The sequence below is a fragment of the Chthonomonas sp. genome, assembly GCF_035294505.1.
Classification (GTDB): domain Bacteria; phylum Armatimonadota; class Chthonomonadetes; order Chthonomonadales; family Chthonomonadaceae; genus Chthonomonas.
This window is the reverse complement of record NZ_DATGKU010000088.1, coordinates 17,623-40,351: the sequence shown is the minus strand read 5'-3', so window position 1 is coordinate 40,351 and position 22,729 is coordinate 17,623. Positions and strand designations below refer to the sequence as shown.

Genomic DNA, 22,729 nt, shown 5'->3' with positions numbered 1-22,729 from the left:
TAAGACGCGATAACCGCGCCGAACTGAGTCGAGGACGGCAACCTGGCAACCATGGGGGATAAACCCCTACAGGCCCATGGCTTTGCGCCCCCACATTTCTATGGGTTTGCCTTTTCTACGTCTCCCGATTCCTATTATCGGCTCCTCACAGTAATATCTTTAGGGCATCGGCTAACCATACTACAGCTTATTCCATAGAGCGTGGCGATGTCAAGAGGTACTTAGGTGCCCAACTTCCAAGAGGAGAGATACTCTTTTTGTTCTGGGGTGAGGGTATCGATCCGATAACCCATACTTTCAAGTTTTAAACGGGCGATCTCGGCATCAATGTCGGTGGGTACAGTGTGAACAGCCTTGCTCAACTCATGGCCATGTTGAGCTATGTACTCGGCACAGAGCGCCTGGTTTGCAAAAGACATGTCCATGACAGCAGCTGGATGGCCTTCAGCCGCTGCAAGGTTGATGAGGCGTCCTTCGCCGAGAAGGAAGAGGCGACGTCCATCCGACATGACGAACTCCTCGACAAACTCACGAACGGGGCGACGGGAAACAGCCATCTGTTCGAGCGCGGGGATGTCAATCTCGATATTGAAATGACCAGAGTTTGCCAAAATCGCTCCATCTTTCATAACCTCGAAATGCTCACGTCGCAAGACATGGGCATCGCCTGTAAGCGTACAGAAGATGTCGCCGATCTTGGCCGCATCTATCATAGGCATGACCGCATAGCCATCCATGACTGCCTCGAGGGCACGTATCGGATCTACCTCCGTGACGATGACCTGAGCGCCGGCACCGCGAGCGCGCATGGCGACACCACGTCCACACCAGCCATAGCCGGCCACGACAAAACGGGTGCCGGCCAGAAGGCGATTGGTAGCACGAATGATGCCGTCTATTGTAGATTGTCCGGTTCCATAACGGTTATCAAAAAGGTGCTTAGTCGCCGCGTCGTTGACGGCCACAATGGGGTAGGCCAGCACTCCCTCGGTCGCCATCGCGCGTAGACGAATGACCCCGGTCGTCGTCTCCTCTGTGCCACCAATGATGTTGGGTATCAACTCGGTTCGCTCGCTGTGGATGACGCCGACGGTGTCGGCCCCATCATCCATTGTAATCGTTGGATGCGCGTCGAGCACCGAGTGAATGTGACGGTAATAGGTGGCGTGATCCTCCCCTTTAATCGCAAAAGTCGGAACACCATACTCGGCCACGAGCGCCGCTGCCACATCGTCCTGGGTGGACAGGGGGTTCGATGCACAGAGATAGACCTCTGCACCACCCGCTTTCAGAGTAATGGCAAGATTGGCCGTCTCCGTCGTGACATGCAAACAGGCGGCAATCGTCACCCCTCGCAAGGGTTTTTCACGCTCGAAACGAGCGCGTATGCTCCGCAGAACCGGCATATCCATCTCCGCCCACTCGATACGGCGCTTCCCTAGAGGGGCAAGAGATAAATCCCGCACATCGTGCGGAATGGGGGCGGAGCGAGTTTGGGTATTTGTTGAATCCGTCAATCCTTCTCTCCCATTTTGTATTTTTGTTGATTATATACAGACTTTACATGAAGCCTAACAAGTGCAATTTATTCATGATTGCCCATTTTCATGACGCTGGGGGTTCACGATGATGCCGTCGAAGATGGCCGCGTTGGTCTTTACCCGGCAGTTGCGGCCCACCACACAGCGCTCAAGATGCGTGTTGCGCATCACCACCGCGCCATCCCATAAAATGCTCTCTTGGACGGTCGCGCCTTCCTCTACGGCACAGTTGTTTCCGATGACGGTATGTTCGAGCACACGGGCGCCGGCGAGTATCTGCACGTTGTTGCCGATCGCTACCGGATAGCCTATTTCCGCCGTAGGGTCGATCTCTACATTGTCTCCCATCCATACAAATTTACGAACTTCTTGCAAGGCGATGCGCGCTTTCACGCGGCCTTCGAGCATGTCACGATGTGTCTGCTGATACACCTTAAGATTGCCCACGTCGCGCCAATAGGCCGCAGTGAGGTGACCGAATAGAGGGAGTTTTTGTTCGAGAAGCATCGGGAAAACCTGCTTCCCAAAGAGATAGAACACATCGTGCGGTATCAGCTCGAAGATGGCCGGCTCGAACACATAAACCCCGGTGTTTGCAGTATTGGAGAAGATCACCTCGCCTTTGGGTTTCTCCAGAAACCGCGTGATGCGCCCTTCCTCGTTCATGAGGACGATTCCATATTCGCTTGGATCATCCACAATGGAAAGGGCGATGGTGGCAAGCGCTTTTTTCTCTCGGTGGGTCTTGAGCAGTCGGGAGAGATCCATATCGGTTAAATCGTCTCCACCGATCACTAAAAACGTCTCGTCTTTGAAAAAGTCTTCGGCGCGCTTCAGGCTGCCGGCATCGCCCCAAAGTTGATCTTCATAGGCCCAATGTATGTGCGCTCCCCAACGTGACCCATCTCCAAAGTAGGCAGCTATCTGGTCACCGAGGTAGTGCAGGTTCACCATAATTTCGGTGAACCCATGGCGAACCAAAAGCTCGATGAGATATTCCATCACCGGACGATTGACGATGGGAACGAGTGGTTTAGGGACGTTACGGGTGAGGGGGTCGAGGCGCGATCCAACCCCAGCAGCCAAAATCATCGCTCTCATATCTGTTGTTTCAGCTCCTTAGCAAGGGGGTTCCCAAAAATGAAGAAAGTTATTGTCTCCTCATTTTTAAGACTATTTTCGGCATCCTAAAGGTGCGTTCTTGAACACAGCCCAGGCGCGAACGCATGATTAATTGCTGTCCAGAAAGTTGCGTATGCACGCGGCTACATACTCAACCTGCTCCGTAGTAAGTTCCGGCACAACCGGAATAGAGAGCACTTCCCGAGTGGCCCGCTCCGCATGCGGAAAGTCACCCAGACGATAGCCGAGGCTCGCATAAGGAGGCTGAATGTGAAGCGGCTGCGGGTAGAACACCTTGCTGTCTACCCCGTGCTGCTGAAGATGGGCTTGCAGTGTATCGCGCTGGGGATGGCGAATGGTGTATTGATGGTAAACATGGTAGTTTCCAGGTTCTGTGCCGGGCAACGTCACACTTGTGTCGGCAAGCAGCGTCTGATAGAGAGCGGCATGTTGTCTTCTTCCCTCGTTCCACTCCTCCAGCATGGGGAGCTTCGCCAGCAACACGGCAGCCTGCAGGGTATCAAGCCGACTGGTGTAACCGATGACCTCATAGTGACCATAGCCGCTTTGGCCGTGCACGCGCAACCTGCGCACGGTGGCCGCGATCTCCGCATCATTGGTAAGCACCATGCCACCGTCTCCGAAGGCACCGAGATTTTTGGTTGGATAGAAAGAGAGGATCGTGGCATCTCCTGTCTCGGCAATACGAAGGCCGCGCTGTTTTGCACCGATGGCCTGAGCCGCATCTATAATGAGCTTCAGGTTGTAGCGTCTACATATCTCCTGGAGTTGCCCACGATCGACCATCTGGCCAAAAAGGTCTACCGGCAGTAGGGCGCGCGTGCGTGGTGTAATGGCCTGCTCGATTCGGGAAACGTCTATGTTAAAGGTGCAAAGATCGATATCTACAAACACGGGGCGAGCTCCAACGAGCATAATCGCCTCACTCGTAGCGCCAAAGGTGAAGGGCGTAGTGATGACCTCATCTCCAGGCCCAATACCGCAAGCGCGTAAGGCTAAAACAAGGGCGTCGGTGCCTGAGGCTACCCCGATACCAAAACGAGCACCGCTTAACGCGGCAATCTCCGATTCGAGCTTATGAACGGCTTCCCCATCAATAAAACAAGCGGTCTCACATACGTGAGTTATGGCAGCGTCTATCGTTTCCTTCAAACTTAGATACTGCGCACGTAAGTCCACAAGCGGTACTCTCAAAACACTCCTCCCCAGCGGGTTTATTATGGCTCCTGAGGCCCTCGCTGCTTATTTGCTAACTACTATACCCGAATCTGAAAAACGTGTTAATTCTTTGGCGGCCACGCGACGTATTTGCGGCCCATACTCCGGATCATTTATCGCCGAGCGCACTGTCTCCGCAAGAAAACTGCCCCAGCTTCCTATATCCCGCCTCGCTTCGCCCTGCAACAACGGAACCGCGATGGCACGTGGCCGAGCCCCCAGGAGCTTGCGAAGCGCATCCGGAATGTTCCATTCGCCACGGGGGTCTGGGGAACTTCGACGAATGGCATCGAAAATGGTCGGCTTAAGTATCCAGCGCGCGGCCACCACGAAAGAGCTTGGTGCCACATCTACCGAAGGCTTTTCCACAATATCGTGAATGAGAAATGGGGCCTCATGTGAGTTCGTTTCTGCAGGAGCCACTACCCCATAACGGGACAGACGCTCCCTCTCCACCTCTTCCACCAAAATAGCCGCCTCGACCTCGTGCTGTTTGAACGCCTGAATAAGGCGTTTCAGAGGGGCGCCTACAGGCGATGAAGCGATAATGCAGTCGCCGAAGGCTACCACGAAAGGCTGTTCTCCAACCCAGTCCGCTGCATAGAGTAGCGCATCTCCCGAACCTTTTGGCTCCTCCTGCACGGCAAAGGCAAAGTGTAAACCGGTACCAGCTCCCACGATCTCTTCGAGATAGGTACGTATTTGCGGCTTGCGTGGTGAAACGATGAACAGAGCCTCGCGAATGCCTGCAGCATAGAGCTCCTCTATCACGTAGTCTAACACAAGTTTGCGCCCCACCGGCAGCAGCTCCTTGGGAAGCAGATGGGTTAGTGGGCGCAGACGGCTGCCCTGGCCGGCGACCGGCACGACCGCACGGGTTATTTCGGCCGACACGGTTTCTGCGGCTTTAGCCGGAACGACCATGTAGCGCCTCCTCTAAAACCTGCAAAGCGCGCACTCCATCCTCCCCACGCACCTCCAGCCTCTGTAGACCGAATACGACCTCGGAGAAGTGGGAGAGGGCGCGCTCTAACCGGTCGCGTCCCTCTTCACGACGACTATACCAAAGCGGGTGATCGGCTGTTGTGAAGTGAAGTACCCCCTCCTCATAATCGAGCGCTGCAGCTCCCGCAGAACCGTAGATCTCGAGCGCGCTCTTGCCTGCAGGCGGTGCCACCATTATCTCAATTGTCCCTAAAGTCAACTCCGATTCCAGCAAGAGCACCAGGATAGCATAAGGGCTACCGGGTTTGTCACGCCATCGGCCAACTCCTTTTCTTACATCCCCACAAAACGTACGAAAAAGATCGATAGCGTGTAAAGCCGTGGCGATGTAGGACGCACACCCATCATTAGGCGAACCAAGCACGCCGAGTTCAGCTAGCTCCCCAACAGAGCTGCCAAATCGGCAGCGAAACATGAGGGGGCGGCCAAGATCGTCATTCGCTATCAAATCTTTTAGAAAGAGACAGGGCGGATGAAAGCGTTGTGTAAAAAGGGGCATGAGAAAGCGCTCTTGCATTTCAGCGATATGAACCAGCTCAGCTGCCTGGGTTGCACTTGCGGTGAAAGGAATCTCGCACACAACGTGCGCCCGCGCTTTTAAGGCACCCGCAACCGCCTCGAACTGGGCCGGGGCCGGCAGACAAACATCCACAATATCGTAGTTGGCGTTGCGTAGCGTGTCGTCTAAGCGCGTGAAGGCCGCACAGTTCGGAATTTGCTCGGCCAGCGGGGCGACTTTAGCAACATCTTTGTCGCATAAAGCCACCACCTCCACACCGGCAAGGGCTAGCCAGCGTTCCAAATGCGCTTTCCCGGCAGCACCACATCCCAGAATCGCCACCTTTTGGGTCTGCATAACTTTTTAATCTCCGGGCAAAGCCAATTGCAGCGCCTTGGCGTGCTGCAAGCACTCATTCTGGACAAAGGCGCGCAAATTCTCCTGCTCAGGCGTTTCGGCAGGTACCACCATCCGCTCAACGGCCTGATGGGCATCAATAACACCGCGTTCCAGATCGCTTAAGATCTGCACCAACTCCTCATCCGCAACCGCCGTGCGATAGCCGTTGCGGTTCAAGAAAGTTAGCGTAGCGATGAGAGCCGTACGCCGGTTCCCTTTGGCAAAAGGAGGAGAAAATAGCAGCCGACGCAGAAATGTGGCCGCCTGAGCCAGCACGTCACGGCTGTTGCCGTAGCGGTACTGGCCGGCCATTGCCGATTCGAGTGCGATATAGTTGAAAGGTTGTACCTCACCGGTGACCACCGTGTTGATCCAGGCGATGTCGTGTGTTGTTAGATATTCCATAAGGCGAACCCCTTTCGCTTTTTCAGAACGCGTAGTCTATTTTTACGCCTCTGCCGCCAAAAACCTGCCGTAGCTTATCGGTCAACCGCTTCAGTCCCGGGGCTACGGCGGGCAGAAACCCGATGTCTACAAGCACAGGGGGTGGTACCCCTATCCAGTCGCTCGGCGAAGTTCCACCCACGATAATAACCTCTATCTTCTGCTCTTGAGCAGCGCCTAGAAGATCATTGCACGAACCGATTCCTACTCCAACCGCTAAATGAGTTACCCCTGCATTCGCCAGTTGAGGATCAGGAGGCGTGTATCTTAAGCGGTAAGCCGTTCCCAAATCCAAAGCCTGCTCAAGGGTGGAAAGCAGGTCATCAAACACCATCGGTTTTTCCAGGCGCACCTTGCATCCCCGCCCGCAGGGTGCTCCAACATTGTGCAGTGGGTAGACATCGTAAGCAACTTCTTCATAGGGATGCGCCTCTTTAACGGCCTCAATGACCGCCAAGAGCGCATGTTTTGGTACAACCATCTCCAAACGCACCTCTTCGACCTCCTCGAGCTGTCCCCTTTTACCAATGGCAGGGTTTGCCCGCTCCGAAGGGAGAAAGGTGCCTTTGCCGGGCGCTTGGAAAGAGCAGTAAGTGTACTCGCCGATGGTTCCGGCACCGGCCTCGGCCGCCGCTCGGTGCACATCAGGTACGGATGGGGGCGGCACAAAAACCACCAATTTAAACTGCTGTGCTGTACCGGCTATATACAGAGGAAGCACCTCATGAAATCCGATCGCCTCTGCCAAACACGCATCGTAGCCTTCCGGAGCGGCGGCATAGCTTGGGGGTAACACATAGAAAGCGATCTGCTTCTCGAACAACTGTAGCAGCAGGCGATGAGCAGGTCTCTTCCAGTCGAACGCAATGGGCGGCGTATCAAATAGCGGCGCGGCTGAGATAAGTAGCGCACTTTTGTGTGAAGGAAGCGCCGTTAATAGAGAATAAGAGGGCTGAGGTATCACGTATATCTGCTCCACAAGGTCTGTGGGCGCCCCTACTTGCAGGTTCGAGGTGGCGCTTAAGGGCGGAGCAGAAGAATCGAGCGAGGGGCACAGGCTTTCCAAAAACGAGACGATCTCTTGTACTGAGGGAGCAGCAACGCTATGGCGTACGGGTCGAGTCATCGTTCTATTGAATGGGAGCCTGTGAAGCCCTTTACCCCTCTCCCTTGGTCTCCTCCTGAGGCGTTGGCGGTGTCTGGGGCTCTGCCGATGCTGACGGAGTCTCTGCTACGCTCTCCTGCGGCTCTTGGGCGACCGAAGCCGTCTCCTTAGGCTTTTCCGATGCCTTTTTCCGTGGTCGTGGGGCCCGAGTGGTAGGAGCTTTTTCCGCCGTAGCCTCTGTGGTGGCGGGAGCAGGTGTGGTTACAGCCACTTCAGGGGCCTTAGGCCGCTCACGCTCGCGTCGCTCTGGAGCCGTCGGTCGCGGTCTTGGCCGCGCCGTGGTGGTTGGGGCAGCGGCAGCGGCGCGTCCTACTGTTCGTGCAGAGGCCTTGCCGGCCGCCGCTTTCGCCGCCTTGATGCGCGCCTTTATTCGCTCCTCCTGGCGCTTGCGCATGCGGCGGATCTCTTTTGCTCGAATACGCACTTTTTCCTCCTAAACATTGGTGTTAGCTCAATATGAGGGCAACAATAGCAGAAGCAGAATGAAAACAGACTGCCATCGAAACCAGCTTGAAAGTGTACCCCCTTTGGGAACGCCCTGTCAAAATCTTGCCATCCTCAACCTCGTTAGCCAACCCCATTCGCTACCGTTGGCCGTTCTCTGTCAGGGCAGAATAGCCCTCTAGCGCTAGTCTATATCTTTGCCGGCAACGCCATCATGGGTGAGATTGATGTCGGGGCAATCATCGGCAGAGGGATGAATCCGGCGCGATTTTAAAAACTTTACATGGCCATCGGCCATAGCAAAGATGCGGCCGCCATCCCAACGATCAGGGCCGGGAAAGGGATAACTGCCCCACAACCCTACAGGCGCACCGGTATGATCGTGGCTGTTGTACCACTCTGTAATCAAAACCTTCTGGGCCGGATAGACCACCGCCGCCTCCGTTTGCGTCACACACGTAAGCCAGGAAGGACTGTTGAGCAGGTCGCTGAAGTGCATCTGGTCAATCTGATCGGGGGTGTGGTAGAAGCTGGCGGAATAGTCGTAAGAGGTTCCGTTGAATTGGCTTAGCGAGAGCGTGTCGGAAGGGCACAGTAAGATAGACGGTGACCCGTTAGCGGCGTTGAAGCTTCCGCTCTGTTGCTTCTGGCCGATGCCGAGGTAGGGCATAATAGGCCAACGCCAGTGGCGACCCGCGAACAGATAGGGATCGTTCGTGTTCGGATACCCCTCATCGTAGTCCTGAGTATACAGCTTAAAAGCTAGAGCGATCTGTCGCTGATTGGACGCGCAGGTAGTTTTGCGAGCCATCTCGCGAGCTTGGGCGAAAACCGGAAATAGAATGGCAGCAAGGATGGCGATAATAGCGATAACGACGAGTAATTCGATAAGGGTAAATGCTCGTTTCAAAGGTTACCTCCTTTAAGATGGTTATGAACAAGTTGCCGAGCGCAACGCCCGAACATGCGGAGACGCATTATACCCTAACCCGCTGTGCACGTTGCAAGCCCGACGAGCTTCCTTTTTCACGCCATTTCTTAGAAAACTCTAAGTTGCTTTTTAGGACTCTTTAAGGGTGGACGTGCAATACTGTTGTCATCTGAAGCGATGAGACGCTTCAACATCACGCGCTAACCATCCTTGAGGAGGGTTTCTTGCGAGTCTATCTACGAACAGCCATCGTTCTTTTGGGGTGGTGCTTGCTGCCCTGCCTTAGCCGGGCGCAAGAGCCTATGCGTCTTTCTTTGCAAGAGGCCATTCAGCAGGCGCTGACACACAATCCCCAAGCATTGGCTGCGGCGGCCCGTGTGGCGAAAGCCCGTGCCATCCTCTCCGGCGCTTCCTCCGTTGATGACCCCGTGCTGAGCCTTGTACATCATGAAGGAAGGAACACCGGAGGATTAGATGAAGACGTGCTGCTAACCCAGACGATTCCGTTGGGCGATAAACAACGCCAAGCGATCCATGTCGCCCGCGGCGAGTTGGAGGCGGCGCTTGCCGACCAGGCAGCTGTTCGCCGAGACATCATCTACAATGTAACAACGGCCTACTATCAGGCGCTCCGTGCCGATGCTGACAACAACATCGCCACCGAAGGGCTTCACTTAGCCCAGGAGTTCCTTAATGCAGCACAAACCCAGTTTCAGGCCGGCGATGTGGCCCATAGCAACGTGATTCGCAGCCAAATTGCCCTGGCAAGCGCACAACAAACGCTTTCCGTGGCGCAAACCGAAAGGGCGAACGCCTATGCGGCTCTGGCCAATGTGATCGGCCTGCCGGCCAACACTCCGTTGCTGCTGACCGATAAACTGGTAGCGCCTACCCCCATTCAGGTGCCTCTGGCGGATTTGGAAACAAGGGCATTGCAGAACCGACCGGAGATTCGTTCTGCCCAGGCGCTCCTGCAGGCCCGACTTGCCGCACTACATGGGGCGCGCGTAGAAACTCAGCCCGATCTCTTCGTGGAGTTTCGGCACAACCCCCTCGGTGGCCCCGACCCTGAAGGCGATTCGGTGCGCGTGGGGGTCACCTTCCCGTTAGTGGATTGGGGCAAAAACCGAGCCGATCGTCAGAGCGCTTTAGCGGCCTATAATGAACAAGAGGCGCTGCTGGCCGATGAAGAGCGCAGCGTGCGCCTTGAAGTCGAAACTGCCTATCGAAATCTGCAAGAGGCTTTTACGGTGTTGGCCTCGTTTCAAACAGGCCGTCTACAGCGAGCGCAGGAGCTTTTGAATATGGAACGTACGGGATATGCCAACCGAGCCGTCTCTTACCTCGAACTGTTAGATGCTCAGCAAACCTATCTTACAGAAGAAGAGAACTTTGCCCACGCTTTGGCCGACTGTAATTTGGCCGTTGCTGCTTTACAACACGCGGTAGGAGGCGATATAAGATGAAGACCCACTATATTGCTTTCCTGGGCATCGCTCTCCTTATGGGCTTGGCCGGCTGCTCGCGCAACAGCGCGGATGAGAGCGACTCGAACCCACCCCTTGAGGCTGTGGCCGTTCAAACGACTTTGGCGACCCTCCATCCTATGGCCTCCGTCGTTCACGCGCATGGACGGCTAGAACCGGCTCCTGGGGCCGACGCGAAAATAGCCTCTCCCATTGCCGGAAGGCTGCGGGCTGTATTCGTTCGCGAAGGCGACTCGGTGCAAGCCGGCGAGGTCGTGGCTATCGTAGATGAGCGGCCCCAACAGGCTCAATCCCTCAGCGCGGCTGCAGCACTGAGTGCGGCACAGGCTCAGGCACAACAGGCCGCTTTAGCCCTGAAAGCAGCAGAAGCTGAACAGGCCAATGCCGTACAGCTGGCGCAACTTGCCCTCAAATCCGCCGAACTCGATAGAGATAATGCTGTGCAACAGGCAAAGATTGACCTAGAAACAGCCCAAACCGAACTGAAGAAGCTACTTGCCGGCGCCCGCCCTCAAGAGATCGCCCAGGCCGATCAGGCCGTTGTGCAAGCAAAAGCTACACGAGATCGGGATGCTGCGGAGCTGGAGCGAGTACGTTTTCTCTATGAGCACGGCATCGACTCGAAGCGCGATCTCGACGATGCGCAAACCGCGTTGCAAGTGGCCGAGGCCAACTTAGCGAGCGCCCAGCAGCAAGATAGCCTTATCCGCGCAGGGGCACGACCGGAGGACATTCAAGCGGCGCGCCTGCGCGTTCAACAGGCTCAACAGGCTTTGCGACGCGCCCAAGCCGATGGAGACGCCAAAGTCCAAGAGGCTAAAACCGCTCTCCGTCAAGCCCAGCAAGGGGCCCTGCAGGTGCTGGCTAAAAAACAGGAGGCCGTCGCCATGCAGCGAACGGTGGAACAGAAACAGGCCGATCTGTTAGCCGCTAAGGCCACGGCGGATTATGCGGTGCTCCGTGCGCCGCTTAGTGGGGTGGTAACCGCTCGAAATCTCAACCCCGGCGATATGGCCGACCCAAGCACACCCGTACTGGAGATAACCGACCCCAATCGCCTTATTTTGGTGGCCCAACTGCCGGCAGAAGATGGAGCGCGTGTACGTAAGGGCATGGAGGCAAAGGTCTTCTCCGACGTACTCCCCGGCGAGCCGCTTGCCGGTCGGGTGATCAGTGTAGGACAAGTAAATCCACAAACCAACCTTCAGGAGGTGCAGATCGCCGTATCCAATCCGAAAGGGCTTCTGAGGGTGGGAGACTTTGCCTCCGCCGACATCATTCTCGCCGTTACCCCACATGCCGTGGTTATCCCCAAACAGGCCGTTCTTACTCAGGAAAACAAGTCCGTGGTCTTTGTGGTCGGCAACGATGGGGAAGCGCATCAACGAGATGTCCGTTTAGGCCCCGAACAAGGCAACCTTGTTGAGGTGCGTCAGGGGGTGGCTCCGGGCGAACAGGTGATTTTGCTAGGTCAATATGAGCTTTCCGACGGGCAAAAGGTGAAGGTGGTTTCACAGGGGCAGAACGAAACGGGAGGGAATAATTCGTGAACCTTAGTCGCTTTGTCTCACAGAACCTCAAAGCCATTCTTTTCGTTACCATAGCGCTTTGCGTTATCGGGGTAGGCGTGGTGGGGTCGTTTCCCGTTGCCATTTTGCCTGAGGTCACCTTTCCGCGCCTCGTTGTGATCGCCCACGCAGGGGAACGCCCTATTCGTATGACCGAGGTGGCCTTGACTCGCCCCATCGAACAGGCCATCGCGACCGTTCCAGGGGTTATTCGTATCCGTTCCAAAACGCAACGTGGAGACACAGAGATATCGGTGGATTTCGCGTGGGGCACCGATATGCTCACCGCTCTTGAACTTGTCAACACGCAAATCAATCAGATTCGCTCCTCTTTGCCGCCGGAAACCGATGTTGAGGTCGAGCGCATGAACCCCACGGTCTTTCCCATCCTCGGCCTCTCGCTGCAGTCCAAAAACCTCTCTCAAGCCCAACTTTGGACTCTCGCCACCTACACGCTGCGCCCCGCCCTGAGCCGGGTGCCGGGTGTCGCCCTGGTAGAGGTACAGGGGGGACGGATTCCGGAGATCGCCGTAGATATCTCTCCGCAGCGCCTTATGGCCTATCATCTCTCTTTACCGGAGGTTGAGCAGGCCATTGCCAACACAAATATCTTCAAGTCGGTTGGCCTCCTCAATCGGCAGTTCCAACAGTATCAGGCCATTGTCTCCGCCGAGGCCACCGACACCGACCAACTTGGCCGCGTGGTGGTGGCTCAAAGGCAAGGGGTGCCCATTTTGCTGCGGCAGATAGCCCACATCTATCCCTCTGTACAAGACCGCACGACCATTGTAACCGCTAACGGAGCCGAATCGGTGCTTATCAATATTGTGCGCCAGCCGGGAGCCAACACGGTGACGGTGGTGCACGACGTAGAACAGGCCCTGCAGCAGTTAAAACCCACCTTGCCGCCAGGCACCCAACTCCATGTGTTCTATGACCAGTCGCAGCTTATTAAAGAGGCTGTTGGCAGCGTGCGCGACGCGGTGGTCATCGGCTCCATTCTCGCCGTCGTTGTGCTCATGCTGTTTCTAGGCAACCTACGTGCCACGCTTGTTACGGCAGTTATCATCCCGGCCACGGTGCTCATCACGTTTCTCCTTATGCGCCTCTCAGGCCTTACGCTCAACCTAATGACCTTGGGCGCTCTCGCCGTTGGCATCGGTCTCGTGATAGACGATGCCATTGTCGTTGTGGAAAATGTGTTTCGACACCTTACCGAAGGAGCGACTCGTTTCGATTCGATCCGGCTCGCCTCCTCCGAGATCGCGCTTCCTATGATCTCCTCTACACTCACCACCGTCGTGGTATTTTTGCCACTCGTGTTGCTACAGGGGGTCGCCGGAGCTTTCTTTACTGCACTGGCCGTCACGCTTACCATTGCGCTTATGGTCTCTTTAGCGCTGGCGCTTTTCGTAAGCCCCAGCCTTTGTGCCGCTTTTCTCAAAGTACGTCCCGGCACCCCAGAGCACGGCCGCCTGTTTGAAAAGCTTATCGGGGTCTATAAAAAAGGTCTTCAGTTCTGTGTAAGACATCCGCGTTGGTTAGCTATAGCTGCCGGTGTACTGGTTGTGGCCACTATCTTCTTTGCAACCCATCTCGGCTCCGACTTCATGCCCTCTATAGATGAAGGCGCTTTCGTCCTCGATTACCGCACGCCGCCAGGCACCTCTCTTGAAGAGACCAACCGCTTGCTGATGCAGATCGAGCATATTTTAGAAACAACTCCCGAAGTGAAATCTTTCTCCCGACGCACAGGAACCGAGCTAGGGTTTGCCATCACCGAGCCGAACCGCGGCGATTTTGCCGTTATGTTGCACTCGCATCGCCATCGCAGTATTGATGAGGTGATCGCCGATGTGCGCGACCGCATTGAGCGCCAAGTGCCCGGAGTGGATATAGACTTCTCGCAAGTCCTGCAAGACCTCATCGGCGATCTATCGGGAGCACCAGCCCCTATTGAGGTGAAACTTTTTGGGGAAGACCAAAATCAACTAGACGACGTTGCACGCTCGGTGGCCGACAAGCTTGCCAAGATTCCGGGCGTGGTGGACGTTCAAAATGGGGTGATCGAGATGGGGCCGGAGCTTACCGTGCGGGTAGACCCGGTGAAAGCCGGCGCCGTGGGGCTTACGCCCGCAGATGTGGCCAATCAGGTAAATGCCGCCATGTTCGGTGACGTTGCCACCCAGATACTGCAGGGCGAACGTCAAATTGGGGTGAGGGTGCGTCTTCCCGAGGCCTATCGCTCCGACAAGAGCGCCATCGAGATGTTGCCCATCCATACCCCAGACGGTTACAATGTCCCACTGGCCACATTGGGGTCTATCCAAAGGGTAGCGGGCACGGTGGAGATAACCCACGAGAACCAGCGGCGCATGGTCTCCATCGAAGCGCGTCTTTCCGGCAGAGACCTCGGCAGCGTTATGAAGGATGTACAAGCCCTTATGCGACGTACGCCGCTGCCGGCCGGCATTACCTATGAGCTTGGGGGGCAATACCAGAGCCAACAGCAATCGTTCCGCAATCTTCTTGAAGTGTTAGTGCTTGCCGTGGTGCTGGTCTATGCCGTTATGCTTTTCCAGTTTGGGTCGTTTACCTCACCCACCGTGCTTCTACTTATCATGCCGCTCGCGCTGTTTGGGGTAAGCTTTGGGCTTTGGGCCACGGGCACCACGCTCAACGTCTCTTCGTTCATGGGCGCCATTATGTTGGTGGGCATTGTGGTAAAAAACGGCATTCTTCTGCTCGACCAAGCGCAGCGTGCCGAGCGAGAAGGTCTCACGCCGGAAGAGGCGGTGGCGCAGGCCGGCGTCATTCGTATCCGTCCTATTCTTATGACCACGCTCACCGCCTTACTTGGTCTGGTGCCGCTTGCCTTTGGCATTGGGGCCGGCGCTCAGATGCAGCAGCCGTTGGCCATCGCGGTTATCGGAGGGCTCAGCTTTTCCACCATCTTTACCCTCGTCTTCGCCCCCACCCTCTACGTCGTCTTCCGGCGTTACCAACTGCACCTGCAGGCCAACCAGGAATCGCCTCCAACGGCGGAGCTAACCGAGCCGATTGTGGAAGGATAGGTTCTTCGCTTAGGCCACCACGGTCTGCAAAAGCGCCCAAGCATGGCGTACCGACTCTAAGCAGCTCTGTATGGAGGGCACGGGGTCGCTTTCATGCAGCTCATATTCGAGCGCCACAAGCCGATTATAGCGAAGCCGTAGCAGGATATCGAGAAAGCCGATGGTGTCGAGCAAGCTGTCCGGATCGCCGATATCGGCAAACTCGCGCCCCCCGTTAGGCGACACCTTTGCGGCCTTAAGATGCACATCGAGCAGGCGTTTGCCATAGCGCACCTCTGCCGCAACGGGGTCTTCTTTAGCCATGATCATGTGGCCAGTATCCTCACAAGCGCCTACAAGCGGGTTGCGACCTGCTACCGCTTTTAGTACCTGATCGGGGTGGCCGTAGAGGGTGTCGCCGGGCCCGTGGTTGTGGATGGCTATGGCGATGCGATATTCACGGGTCAACCTGTCGAGCAAGGGCAGGGAGTCCGGCGCCGGATAGGCCGACAAAACAGGGATGTCCATGGACTTGGCGAACTCGAAAATGCGCCGCGCCTCCGCCTCGTTGTTACTAAAGCCCACCACTCCATAGGCCAACATGCGGATATTATGGGCGGCCAGTTTCTGCTTGAAGGAGGCGATCTGCTGCGCATCATTCGTTAGAGGGATGTGCGACATGAAGCCCTCCCAATAGTGCAAACCAAGCTGCTGGGTGATGTCGAGGGCCTCATCGAGGTTAAAGTGCCTTAGCGAGTACGATTGAATGCCCATCTTGAAGGGGCCGTAGGGGGCGGTGACGCTTTCGGCGGCCTCGCTTTTGGAAGCGCCTAAAGCCAGAGTTGCCGCCCCGCCAAGGGCGCCTTGCAATAGAGCACGACGTGAAAAAGGCATATTCGAATCTCCTTCACGACTTGAGGATTTGGTGGAGAGTTTCCTCTTTGCGTCCTCCATTTCCTGCCCGCCTAAGAAGGGCATCTCAACAAAAAACTTTTTCCGGTGCGTTTTCAGGAACAACAGAGCGACAAATGCAGTAAACTTAACTGCTATGAGCAAGGGAGTTGTGGTCGCCGCCATGAGCGGCGGTGTAGACAGTGCGGTAACGGCAGCCCTCTTAAAGCAGGAGGGTTATGAGGTTATCGGCATCACATTACAAATATGGCAAGAGCATAGTGAACAGGGCAAGTACGGTGGCTGCTGCTCGCTTGGCGCCGTGGAGGATGCCCGTCGTGCCGCAGCCAAGATCGGCATCCCTCACTATGTCCTTAATTTTCGCGACTATTTCGCCGACAAGGTGATCGATCGCTTCATCGAGGAGTACCGTTGGGGCCGAACCCCAAACCCCTGTGTGGAGTGCAACCGCACGGTAAAATTCGAGGAGCTGTTACGCCAGGCCGAAAATCTAGGTGCCGACTTTTTGGCCACAGGCCACTATGCCCGGGTTCGGTTTAATGAGCAGACCGGCCGTTACGAGCTATTAAAGGCGCGCGATAGCCACAAAGACCAGTCTTATGCGCTCTACACACTGCGCCAGGAGGCCCTGGCGAAAACGCTTTTCCCTCTCGGCCACATCGAAAGCAAGCAAGAGACCCGGCGCATTGCTCGAGAGCTTGGGCTGCCGCTTGCCAATAAGCCCGACTCGCAAGAGATATGTTTTGTACCGAAGGAGGGGTACATCGCCTTTCTTAAAGAGAAGGCTCCCACAGCGCTACGGCCAGGGCCTATTGTGGATACCTCTGGCCGCAAGATAGGAGAGCATCCGGGAGTGGCTTTTTACACCATCGGTCAGCGCAAAAGATTGCCGGCCGGCCAGAAGGAGGCGCTTTTCGTGGTGGCCCTCGATGCAGAGACGAACACGGTGGTAGTTGGGCCTGAATCGGAGCTTTACGCCGCCGGATTCCTCGCTTCGGAATGCAACTGGATCGCCCTTTCCGGCCCGCCACTGGAAGCTCCTCTTGCCGTACAGGTGAAAATTCGCTATAATGGACAGGCAGCCTCCGCCCTCATTAGGGAAGGTGAGGAGCGGGGAACCATCGTCGGTTGTTTTATGCAACCGCAACGCGCCGTGACCCCAGGGCAATCCGCCGTCTTCTATGGTGGAGAAGGCGCGGAGGCTGGGCAAGTGGTTTTAGGAGGGGGCATCATCGCGGATGCCCTCAAGCAGAGTTCATGAAACAAGCAGAGCTGTTTTCTGATGACGAACAGTCCTTGGTGGATGCGGCCCGACGTGCTGCGCAAAATGCCTACTGTCCCTACTCGCACTTCTCCGTAGGCGCGGCGGTAGAGACGGACATGGGCATCTTTGTGGGATGCAACGTCGAGAATGCCAGCTATGGGCTTTCTTGCTGTGCCGAGCGGGTAGCCCTCTTCTCGGCCGTTGCACAGGGGGCACGACGTTTTCTACGTCTGGCGGTCTCCTGCCCACAAACGATACCGGAGGCGCCCCTCGAATCGCGCGTGCCATGCGGAGCTTGCCTGCAAGTTATCGCTCAATTCCTGCCCATGGAGGCTCCGCTGCTCATTGATGGGGTGGGCCGCAAACGGCTGAGGGAGTTGCTTCCCTACCCGTTTCGCTAAAATATCGAGCGATCACTAATCACCAGAGAAATGTACGATGACACAAGCGATACAGATAGTTGCCTTTTTGTTGCTTCTTGCCCTGCTCTTCGTGGCCTATCGTCTTTGGGACCTCCTAGGCACCCTCAAGAAGACGATCCAAGGCCTTGAGGAGACGCGACAACAGGTAACGGTGGTGGTGGAAAGGGCTAACGGCATCGTAGATCAGGTAGATTCGATGCTCCATCAACGCATTGAGCCTACCCTGCAAACGGCTCAAGAGGCGGTCGCAAACGTGGAATCGGCCACCCGCACGGTGGTGGAGAGTGCCACGGCTTTACGGGCCGTGGTGGCCAAAGCGGAGGCTGCGGCAGGCGTTGGACAACTCCTTGCTGCAGGAGGCGCCCTGGCCGGTGCTCTGATTCAGCGCAGACGCCAAGCGGCCGAAAAAACGAAGCCTGAAGAGGAAAAAAGACGTAAATCAAAACGACGTTGGCTTCTAGGAAAGTAGAGAACCCCAAAAGCCACAAAGTGAAGCCACAAGGTGCGGAACCGTTTGGACGGTTTATCCATCTCTAGTAAAATAGAAAGAACCAGGAGGAAAGCAAATGGCAAATGGCAGTGACGACAGAAACGTGCTGGTAAGCGTGCTGGCCGGCATCGGAGTGGGTGTGCTTGTTGGGGCGGCCGTAGGGCTGCTGCTGGCCCCTAAATCGGGAGAAGAGACTCGGGATGATCTCTCACGCGCCGTGAAAGACCTCAACGACAAAATCACCGACTTAGGACGTACTCTCAGCCAAAAGGTGGCCGCGGCCAGCGATAAACTGCGCTCGCAGATGGCACAAAAAATTGATGAGGTCGTGAAAGAGGAAGAAGAGGCTGCCGGCTAGAGCATGAACGAGCCTGTACCTGAACCTTCTACGAACGAGCCCCCTGTTCCGCCTCAACACACCCTCCCTGCTCCGGCGGAAACAGGGGCTCTAGGGGAGGGTTCGTTTTTGCCTTCCTACGCAACCTACCCTTTTGGATGGTCAAGAAAAAGCCTACGACGGTTCCTCGGCCTCTCAGCCCTTACCTTGCTTGTTCTCCTCTTCCTGTATGAGGTACGCGCGATTCTGCCGCCTTTTCTCATCGCCTTCTTCTTGGCGGCTCTCCTTGAACCCTCCATTCGTCATCAAGAACAGCACGGGCATCTCTTTCGCTCACGAACTCAGATCATCTTAGCCTACTACCTGTTTGCCGCAGCGGTTCTGGTTGTTCTAGCCATAAAGGTGTTCCCTTTAGCAAGCGACCAGTTTACCTCCATCAGCCATAACCTAAGCCAATACTACGCCAGCATCCAAAGCAGCGTTAACACGTTTCTTGTGCATCACGAGAAGCTCTTACGCTATTTCGGAGTTAAACAGACCAACCTCCAAAGCCTCCTGAACGACCGTTCAGGGCCGGCACAGAAAGCTATTACCGCCTTTTTAACAGGAGTTCGCGATATCATTCAGGCGCTCCTCGACAAGATCACGTGGCTCATTATCATACCTGTTGCCACCTTTTTCATCATGCGCGACTACCCCAAGCTACGGGCTAAGTTCATCTGGTTTTTCCCAGAACCGCTTCAGGAACAGGTGGATCGCATTTCACGTGAGGTTGTAGATGTGTTTAGTGCCTACCTACGCGGGTTGGTCAAAATCTGCATTCTGCTCAGCATCTGCGCCACTCTTCTCTTTGCGGCTCTCGACGTGCAGTATGCCCTGTTTCTCGGTTTGCTGGCCGGGCTTTTCTATGCGGTTCCCTACATCGGCAACATCATTACGGCGCTTAGCGCCGCCATCGTCGCTTTTTTAAGCCCTCACAACGTGCTCGGCATTCTTCAAGTACACGTCAATTCTTTTCCGTTTGCGCTTATTGTAGGAGGCAGCTTCGGACTGCTTGCCGGGGTTATCTTCGACCAACTGGTCTACCCACGGGTGGTTGGAGGCTCTGTGGGTTTGCATCCTGTGTTGAGCCTGTTTGCCCTAACCGCGGGGGCAACGCTTTTTGGAATATGGGGCATGTTATTGGCAACGCCGGTGGCCGCCTCTATCCAAATCGTTTTTAGCTACTTCTTCCCGCGCCTTGCGCAAGCCCCTCCCTATCACCTGTATGAAGATATCTCCGTCAAGTCCGCCGTCACAACGCACTCGTTGCTTCCTCTTGGGCTAATAAGGACGTTCAAAGCGGCTGTAACACAGATGACCGGTATATGGAAAAGTTTTCGTGAACGGAGACAGGGGGAATGAAGGCCATAGTAAAGGCAACTCCGGGGCCCGGAGCGAGCCTCGTTGAGGTGCCAGAGCCGCAGCTGACAGCCCCTAACCAGGTAAAAATTCGCGTGCTGGCCACCTCTATCTGCGGAACCGACTATCATATTTACACATGGGACGCCTGGTCGGCACACCGTGTGATACCACCGCGCATTATGGGGCACGAGTTTGCCGGCGAGGTGATCGAAGTCGGGAGCGAAGTGACCGAGTTGAGGGTTGGGGACTACGTAAGCGGTGAAAGCCATCTTGTTTGCGGCAAATGCCTTCAATGTCGCCTCAATCAACGCCATGTGTGTGCCAACACGCGCATTCTTGGGGTAGATGTGGACGGCTGTTTTGCCCCCTATGTGGTTGTGCCAGAAGGCAATCTGTGGAAAAACGACACCTCGGTGCCGCCTTACCTCGCTTGCGTGCAAGACCCACTCGGCAACGCGGTTCATGCTACCCTGGTAGAGGAGGTCGTCGGGCGTACCGTCGCCGTTTTAGGGTGCGGCCCCATCGGCATCTTTGCGGTGGCGGTGGCCCGAGCGGCGGGTGCCGCGGCCATCTACGCCACCGACACCCATGACTATCGTCTTGAACTGGCCAAAACGTTAGGCGCCGACGCCACTATCAACGTGACGCGGGCGAATGTAGAAGACTTTATAAACCAACAGACGAATGGGCAGGGTGTGGATGTGGCCCTAGAGATGTCGGGCGCTCCCTCCGCCATTCAACAAGCCTTTCGCATCTGTCGCCGTGGCGGGCGCGTTTCGCTAATGGGCATTCCCACCAAACCCGTAGAACTCGATCTTGCCGAAGAGATGATCTTCAAAGGCCTCACCGTCTATGGCATTGTGGGGCGCCGACTCTACGAAACATGGAGCATCATGCAGTCCCTGCTGGCGTCGGGGCGTCTCGATATTGCGCCGGCCATTACCCATCGGCTTTCCATTACCGAGTTCGACAAGGGCATGGCCCTGATGCGCGAGGGGCTTTGCGGCAAGGTGGTGTTCCTTATGGAATAGTAGTTTCTCAAGAGGAGGCTACATGTGCATTCTGCGCCTATGTTTGCCTCGAAATGTTCGTATTTATAGATAATGCAAAATTGGTTTGAATGCCCAATAAACGCACAGCAGACTTCAAATAGAGAAACAAGGAAGAAACTATAGTAAAGAGACTATGCCGTCAAAACTAAAGATCATCTCTCTTGGTGGCAGCGGTGAGGTTGGGAAAAACATGCTCGTTTTTCACTACACCGCCGGCGAAGCAGGCCCGGAAGACGCCATCGTCGTCGTGGATTCGGGCGTGATGTTCCCCACCGAAGAGCACCCTGGAGTCGATCTCATTATCCCCGACATCACCTACCTCCTAGAACATCGCGATTTGGTGAAGGCCATCTGCCTCACGCACGGTCATGAAGATCACATTGGTGCGCTTCCCTTCGTGCTTCGGCAGCTGCCCGTGCCCATCTACGGAACCCCTCTCACCCTTGGAATGGTGCATGAAAAGCTCACCGAACACGGCCTCGCCGCAGCAACAGAGTTCCACAACTATCCCGATCGAGAGCCGGTAAACTTCGGGCCTATCTCCGTGGAGGCCATCCATGTTACCCACACTCTGCCCGACACGGTCAGTCTGGTGTTGCGCACACCGGTCGGCACGGTGGTTCATACAGGCGATTTCAAAATTGACCAGACCCCGGTGGATAACCGTATCTGCGATCTCGCGCGATTCTCTGAGATCGGCGAGCAGGGCGTCACTTTGCTGATCTCCGACAGTGTAAATGCAGAACGCAAAGGTTGGTGCCCTTCGGAGCGTACACTGCGGCCCACCTTCGAGCAGTTTATGCGTGAGGCCGAAGGCCGCTTCATTCTGGCCACCTTTGGCTCAAACCTCCATCGAGTACAGATGGTCTGCGACGTGGCCGCAAGCCTCGGGCGGAAGGTAGCCATCTACGGCCGCAGCATGAAGCAAAATGTGGCGACGGCGCGCTCACTGGGCTACCTCAAAATTGAAGACTCGCTTTTGGTTCGTGTGGAAGACCTCGCCAACTACGCCCCCAATGAGATCGTCATTCTCACTACCGGAAGTCAGGGAGAGCCTTTAGCCGGCCTAACCCGCATGAGTCGCGATGAACATTCCCCGCTTCGCATCCAACCCTCCGACACCGTCATTCTCTCCTCCACCCCGATTCCCGGCAACGAGGATAGCGTATGGCGTGTGGTCAATCGTATTTGCCGCATCGGCGCCCGCATGATCTACGATCACATCCACAACGTGCATGTCTCCGGTCATGCCTATCAAGAAGAGCTGAAGATGATGATCAGCCTCACACGCCCCGAGTTCGTTGTGCCCTACCACGGCGAGCCAAGGCACTATGCCGCCTATGTTCGCTTAGCTCGTGAAATGGGTTACCCGGAGGACCAGATTCTTACCTTTGAAACCGGCCAGGCGCTCGAAATGGATGCGCAAGGAGTGCGACGCTGCGAGGAGCCTATTCCGCACGGCAGTGTGCTGGTAGATGGCATCTCCACAGGGGGCGTGAGCGATGTGGTGCTGCGCGACCGCAAGCACCTCTCTCAAGGCGGCACGGTCATCGTGACTCTGGGCCTAGAACGCGACACCGGCGAGATCGTCTCCGGCCCTGACCTTCTCTCGCGCGGATTCCTGCACCCAGAAGATAGCAGTGAGCTGTTCGAGGAGGCTGCCGAGCGCGTACGTCAAGCCCTTGAAGAGCTTGACGAGCATGAGTTCTTCGATCTCGACACCCTCCGTGTCACCATCCACGACACGGTTGCCCGCTTCTTACGCAAGCGAACCAATCGGCATCCCGTGGTCATCCCTGTAGTCATGGAGGTATAGGCTTGGCCAGAAAAGGCCATTTCTTTTCTTTGAGCGCAGCAAATAGCTTGGCTGCGCTCTGTCTCCTTCTCCTTCCACCTTCAGCCGTGAAGGCCGTCTTAATGCCCGCCCTAATCCCTTGGCCACGCCACGTTC

At 56.0% G+C, this 22,729-nt stretch carries 20 protein-coding genes and 1 riboswitch; of the genes, 10 read left to right on the top strand and 10 right to left on the bottom strand.

Annotated features, from left to right (window positions below; all coding sequences use genetic code 11):
* Positions 1 to 33: 33 nt before the first annotated feature.
* A riboswitch (cyclic di-GMP riboswitch) is annotated at positions 34 to 121 on the bottom strand.
* 100 nt (positions 122 to 221) lie between these two features.
* The 9 genes from ahcY to VKV18_RS05040 all read right to left on the bottom strand — a co-directional run bounded on the left by ahcY (position 222) and on the right by VKV18_RS05040 (position 8,768).
* Positions 222 to 1,478 carry an adenosylhomocysteinase gene (ahcY, locus tag VKV18_RS05080; protein ID WP_345786393.1) on the bottom strand — a complete coding sequence of 419 codons (1,257 nt, stop codon included), beginning with the start codon at positions 1,476 to 1,478 and terminating at the stop codon, positions 222 to 224.
* Between the two features lie 111 nt (positions 1,479 to 1,589).
* Positions 1,590 to 2,642 carry an NDP-sugar synthase gene (locus VKV18_RS05075; RefSeq protein ID WP_324203141.1) on the bottom strand — a complete coding sequence of 351 codons (1,053 nt, stop codon included), beginning with the start codon at positions 2,640 to 2,642 and terminating at the stop codon, positions 1,590 to 1,592.
* Positions 2,643 to 2,771: 129 nt separating this feature from the next.
* Positions 2,772 to 3,878, bottom strand: a complete 1,107-nt coding sequence (locus VKV18_RS05070) for a DegT/DnrJ/EryC1/StrS family aminotransferase (RefSeq protein WP_324203140.1) — start codon at positions 3,876 to 3,878, stop codon at positions 2,772 to 2,774.
* A gap of 48 nt (positions 3,879 to 3,926) precedes the next feature.
* Positions 3,927 to 4,826, bottom strand: a complete 900-nt coding sequence (locus VKV18_RS05065; protein ID WP_324203139.1) for a sugar phosphate nucleotidyltransferase — start codon at positions 4,824 to 4,826, stop codon at positions 3,927 to 3,929.
* Positions 4,810 to 5,763, bottom strand: a complete 954-nt coding sequence (locus tag VKV18_RS05060) for a Gfo/Idh/MocA family oxidoreductase (RefSeq protein ID WP_324203138.1) — start codon at positions 5,761 to 5,763, stop codon at positions 4,810 to 4,812. The genes VKV18_RS05065 and VKV18_RS05060 overlap by 17 nt, the downstream gene beginning before the upstream one ends.
* A gap of 6 nt (positions 5,764 to 5,769) precedes the next feature.
* Positions 5,770 to 6,210 carry a type II toxin-antitoxin system death-on-curing family toxin gene (locus tag VKV18_RS05055; protein ID WP_324203137.1) on the bottom strand — a complete coding sequence of 147 codons (441 nt, stop codon included), beginning with the start codon at positions 6,208 to 6,210 and terminating at the stop codon, positions 5,770 to 5,772.
* Positions 6,211 to 6,232: 22 nt separating this feature from the next.
* Positions 6,233 to 7,375 (bottom strand): Nif3-like dinuclear metal center hexameric protein, encoded by a 1,143-nt coding sequence (locus tag VKV18_RS05050; protein WP_324203136.1) that lies wholly within the window; start codon positions 7,373 to 7,375, stop codon positions 6,233 to 6,235.
* Positions 7,376 to 7,406: 31 nt separating this feature from the next.
* Positions 7,407 to 7,838: a hypothetical protein gene (locus tag VKV18_RS05045; protein WP_324203135.1), complete on the bottom strand. Its 432-nt coding sequence runs from the start codon at positions 7,836 to 7,838 to the stop codon at positions 7,407 to 7,409.
* Between the two features lie 204 nt (positions 7,839 to 8,042).
* The gene (locus VKV18_RS05040) at positions 8,043 to 8,768 is read right to left on the bottom strand and encodes a DUF1559 domain-containing protein (protein ID WP_324203134.1); all 726 of its coding nucleotides are present in this window, start codon (positions 8,766 to 8,768) and stop codon (positions 8,043 to 8,045) included.
* Between the two features lie 245 nt (positions 8,769 to 9,013).
* On the opposite strand from VKV18_RS05040, the gene VKV18_RS05035 reads away from it, so the two are divergent.
* Genes VKV18_RS05035 through VKV18_RS05025 form a run of 3 tightly spaced genes read left to right on the top strand, consistent with a single transcriptional unit; the run spans position 9,014 to position 14,918 of the window.
* On the top strand, positions 9,014 to 10,255 hold the full coding sequence (locus tag VKV18_RS05035) for a TolC family protein (RefSeq protein ID WP_324203133.1): 1,242 nt from the start codon (positions 9,014 to 9,016) through the stop codon (positions 10,253 to 10,255).
* Positions 10,252 to 11,826: an efflux RND transporter periplasmic adaptor subunit gene (locus tag VKV18_RS05030; RefSeq protein WP_324203132.1), complete on the top strand. Its 1,575-nt coding sequence runs from the start codon at positions 10,252 to 10,254 to the stop codon at positions 11,824 to 11,826. Before VKV18_RS05035 ends, VKV18_RS05030 begins: the two co-directional genes overlap by 4 nt.
* Positions 11,823 to 14,918 (top strand): efflux RND transporter permease subunit, encoded by a 3,096-nt coding sequence (locus tag VKV18_RS05025; RefSeq protein ID WP_324203131.1) that lies wholly within the window; start codon positions 11,823 to 11,825, stop codon positions 14,916 to 14,918. The genes VKV18_RS05030 and VKV18_RS05025 overlap by 4 nt, the downstream gene beginning before the upstream one ends.
* 9 nt (positions 14,919 to 14,927) lie before the next feature.
* Here VKV18_RS05025 and VKV18_RS05020 read toward each other — a convergent pair whose 3' ends face one another.
* The gene (locus VKV18_RS05020) at positions 14,928 to 15,791 is read right to left on the bottom strand and encodes a sugar phosphate isomerase/epimerase (RefSeq protein ID WP_324203130.1); all 864 of its coding nucleotides are present in this window, start codon (positions 15,789 to 15,791) and stop codon (positions 14,928 to 14,930) included.
* A gap of 154 nt (positions 15,792 to 15,945) precedes the next feature.
* Here VKV18_RS05020 and mnmA point away from each other — a divergent pair, with 154 nt between their 5' ends.
* The 7 genes from mnmA (at position 15,946) to VKV18_RS04985 (ending at position 22,594) form a co-directional block, all read left to right on the top strand.
* A complete protein-coding gene (mnmA, locus tag VKV18_RS05015; RefSeq protein WP_324203129.1) occupies positions 15,946 to 17,070 on the top strand; it encodes a tRNA 2-thiouridine(34) synthase MnmA in 1,125 nt (374 codons plus the stop codon).
* Entirely contained in the window at positions 17,067 to 17,474 is a 408-nt protein-coding gene (locus VKV18_RS05010; protein ID WP_324203128.1) for a cytidine deaminase, read from the top strand. Before mnmA ends, VKV18_RS05010 begins: the two co-directional genes overlap by 4 nt.
* Positions 17,475 to 17,511: 37 nt before the next feature.
* Entirely contained in the window at positions 17,512 to 17,964 is a 453-nt protein-coding gene (locus VKV18_RS05005) for a hypothetical protein (protein ID WP_324203127.1), read from the top strand.
* Positions 17,965 to 18,061: 97 nt separating this feature from the next.
* Positions 18,062 to 18,343 carry a YtxH domain-containing protein gene (locus VKV18_RS05000; protein WP_324203126.1) on the top strand — a complete coding sequence of 94 codons (282 nt, stop codon included), beginning with the start codon at positions 18,062 to 18,064 and terminating at the stop codon, positions 18,341 to 18,343.
* 108 nt (positions 18,344 to 18,451) lie between these two features.
* Positions 18,452 to 19,726: an AI-2E family transporter gene (locus VKV18_RS04995; RefSeq protein WP_324203125.1), complete on the top strand. Its 1,275-nt coding sequence runs from the start codon at positions 18,452 to 18,454 to the stop codon at positions 19,724 to 19,726.
* A complete protein-coding gene (gene tdh, locus VKV18_RS04990) occupies positions 19,723 to 20,757 on the top strand; it encodes an L-threonine 3-dehydrogenase (protein WP_324203124.1) in 1,035 nt (344 codons plus the stop codon). The genes VKV18_RS04995 and tdh overlap by 4 nt, the downstream gene beginning before the upstream one ends.
* Positions 20,758 to 20,911: 154 nt before the next feature.
* A complete protein-coding gene (locus VKV18_RS04985; RefSeq protein ID WP_324203123.1) occupies positions 20,912 to 22,594 on the top strand; it encodes a ribonuclease J in 1,683 nt (560 codons plus the stop codon).
* The last annotated feature ends 135 nt before the right edge of the window (positions 22,595 to 22,729 follow it).

Bases quoted from the DNA above. Each gene is read 5' to 3' on its own strand.
- VKV18_RS05060 (WP_324203138.1), bottom strand. From the start codon at position 5,763: ATGCAGACCCAAAAGGTGGCGATTCTGGGATGTGGTGCTGCCGGGAAA.
- mnmA (WP_324203129.1), top strand. From the start codon at position 15,946: ATGAGCAAGGGAGTTGTGGTCGCCGCCATGAGCGGCGGTGTAGACAGT.
- VKV18_RS05075 (WP_324203141.1), bottom strand. From the start codon at position 2,642: ATGAGAGCGATGATTTTGGCTGCTGGGGTTGGATCGCGCCTCGACCCC.
- VKV18_RS05055 (WP_324203137.1), bottom strand. From the start codon at position 6,210: ATGGAATATCTAACAACACACGACATCGCCTGGATCAACACGGTGGTC.
- VKV18_RS05005 (WP_324203127.1), top strand. From the start codon at position 17,512: ATGACACAAGCGATACAGATAGTTGCCTTTTTGTTGCTTCTTGCCCTG.
- VKV18_RS05000 (WP_324203126.1), top strand. From the start codon at position 18,062: ATGGCAAATGGCAGTGACGACAGAAACGTGCTGGTAAGCGTGCTGGCC.
- VKV18_RS04985 (WP_324203123.1), top strand. From the start codon at position 20,912: ATGCCGTCAAAACTAAAGATCATCTCTCTTGGTGGCAGCGGTGAGGTT.
- VKV18_RS05050 (WP_324203136.1), bottom strand. From the start codon at position 7,375: ATGACTCGACCCGTACGCCATAGCGTTGCTGCTCCCTCAGTACAAGAG.
- VKV18_RS05030 (WP_324203132.1), top strand. From the start codon at position 10,252: ATGAAGACCCACTATATTGCTTTCCTGGGCATCGCTCTCCTTATGGGC.
- VKV18_RS05010 (WP_324203128.1), top strand. From the start codon at position 17,067: ATGAAACAAGCAGAGCTGTTTTCTGATGACGAACAGTCCTTGGTGGAT.
- VKV18_RS05065 (WP_324203139.1), bottom strand. From the start codon at position 4,826: ATGGTCGTTCCGGCTAAAGCCGCAGAAACCGTGTCGGCCGAAATAACC.
- tdh (WP_324203124.1), top strand. From the start codon at position 19,723: ATGAAGGCCATAGTAAAGGCAACTCCGGGGCCCGGAGCGAGCCTCGTT.
- VKV18_RS05020 (WP_324203130.1), bottom strand. From the start codon at position 15,791: ATGCCTTTTTCACGTCGTGCTCTATTGCAAGGCGCCCTTGGCGGGGCG.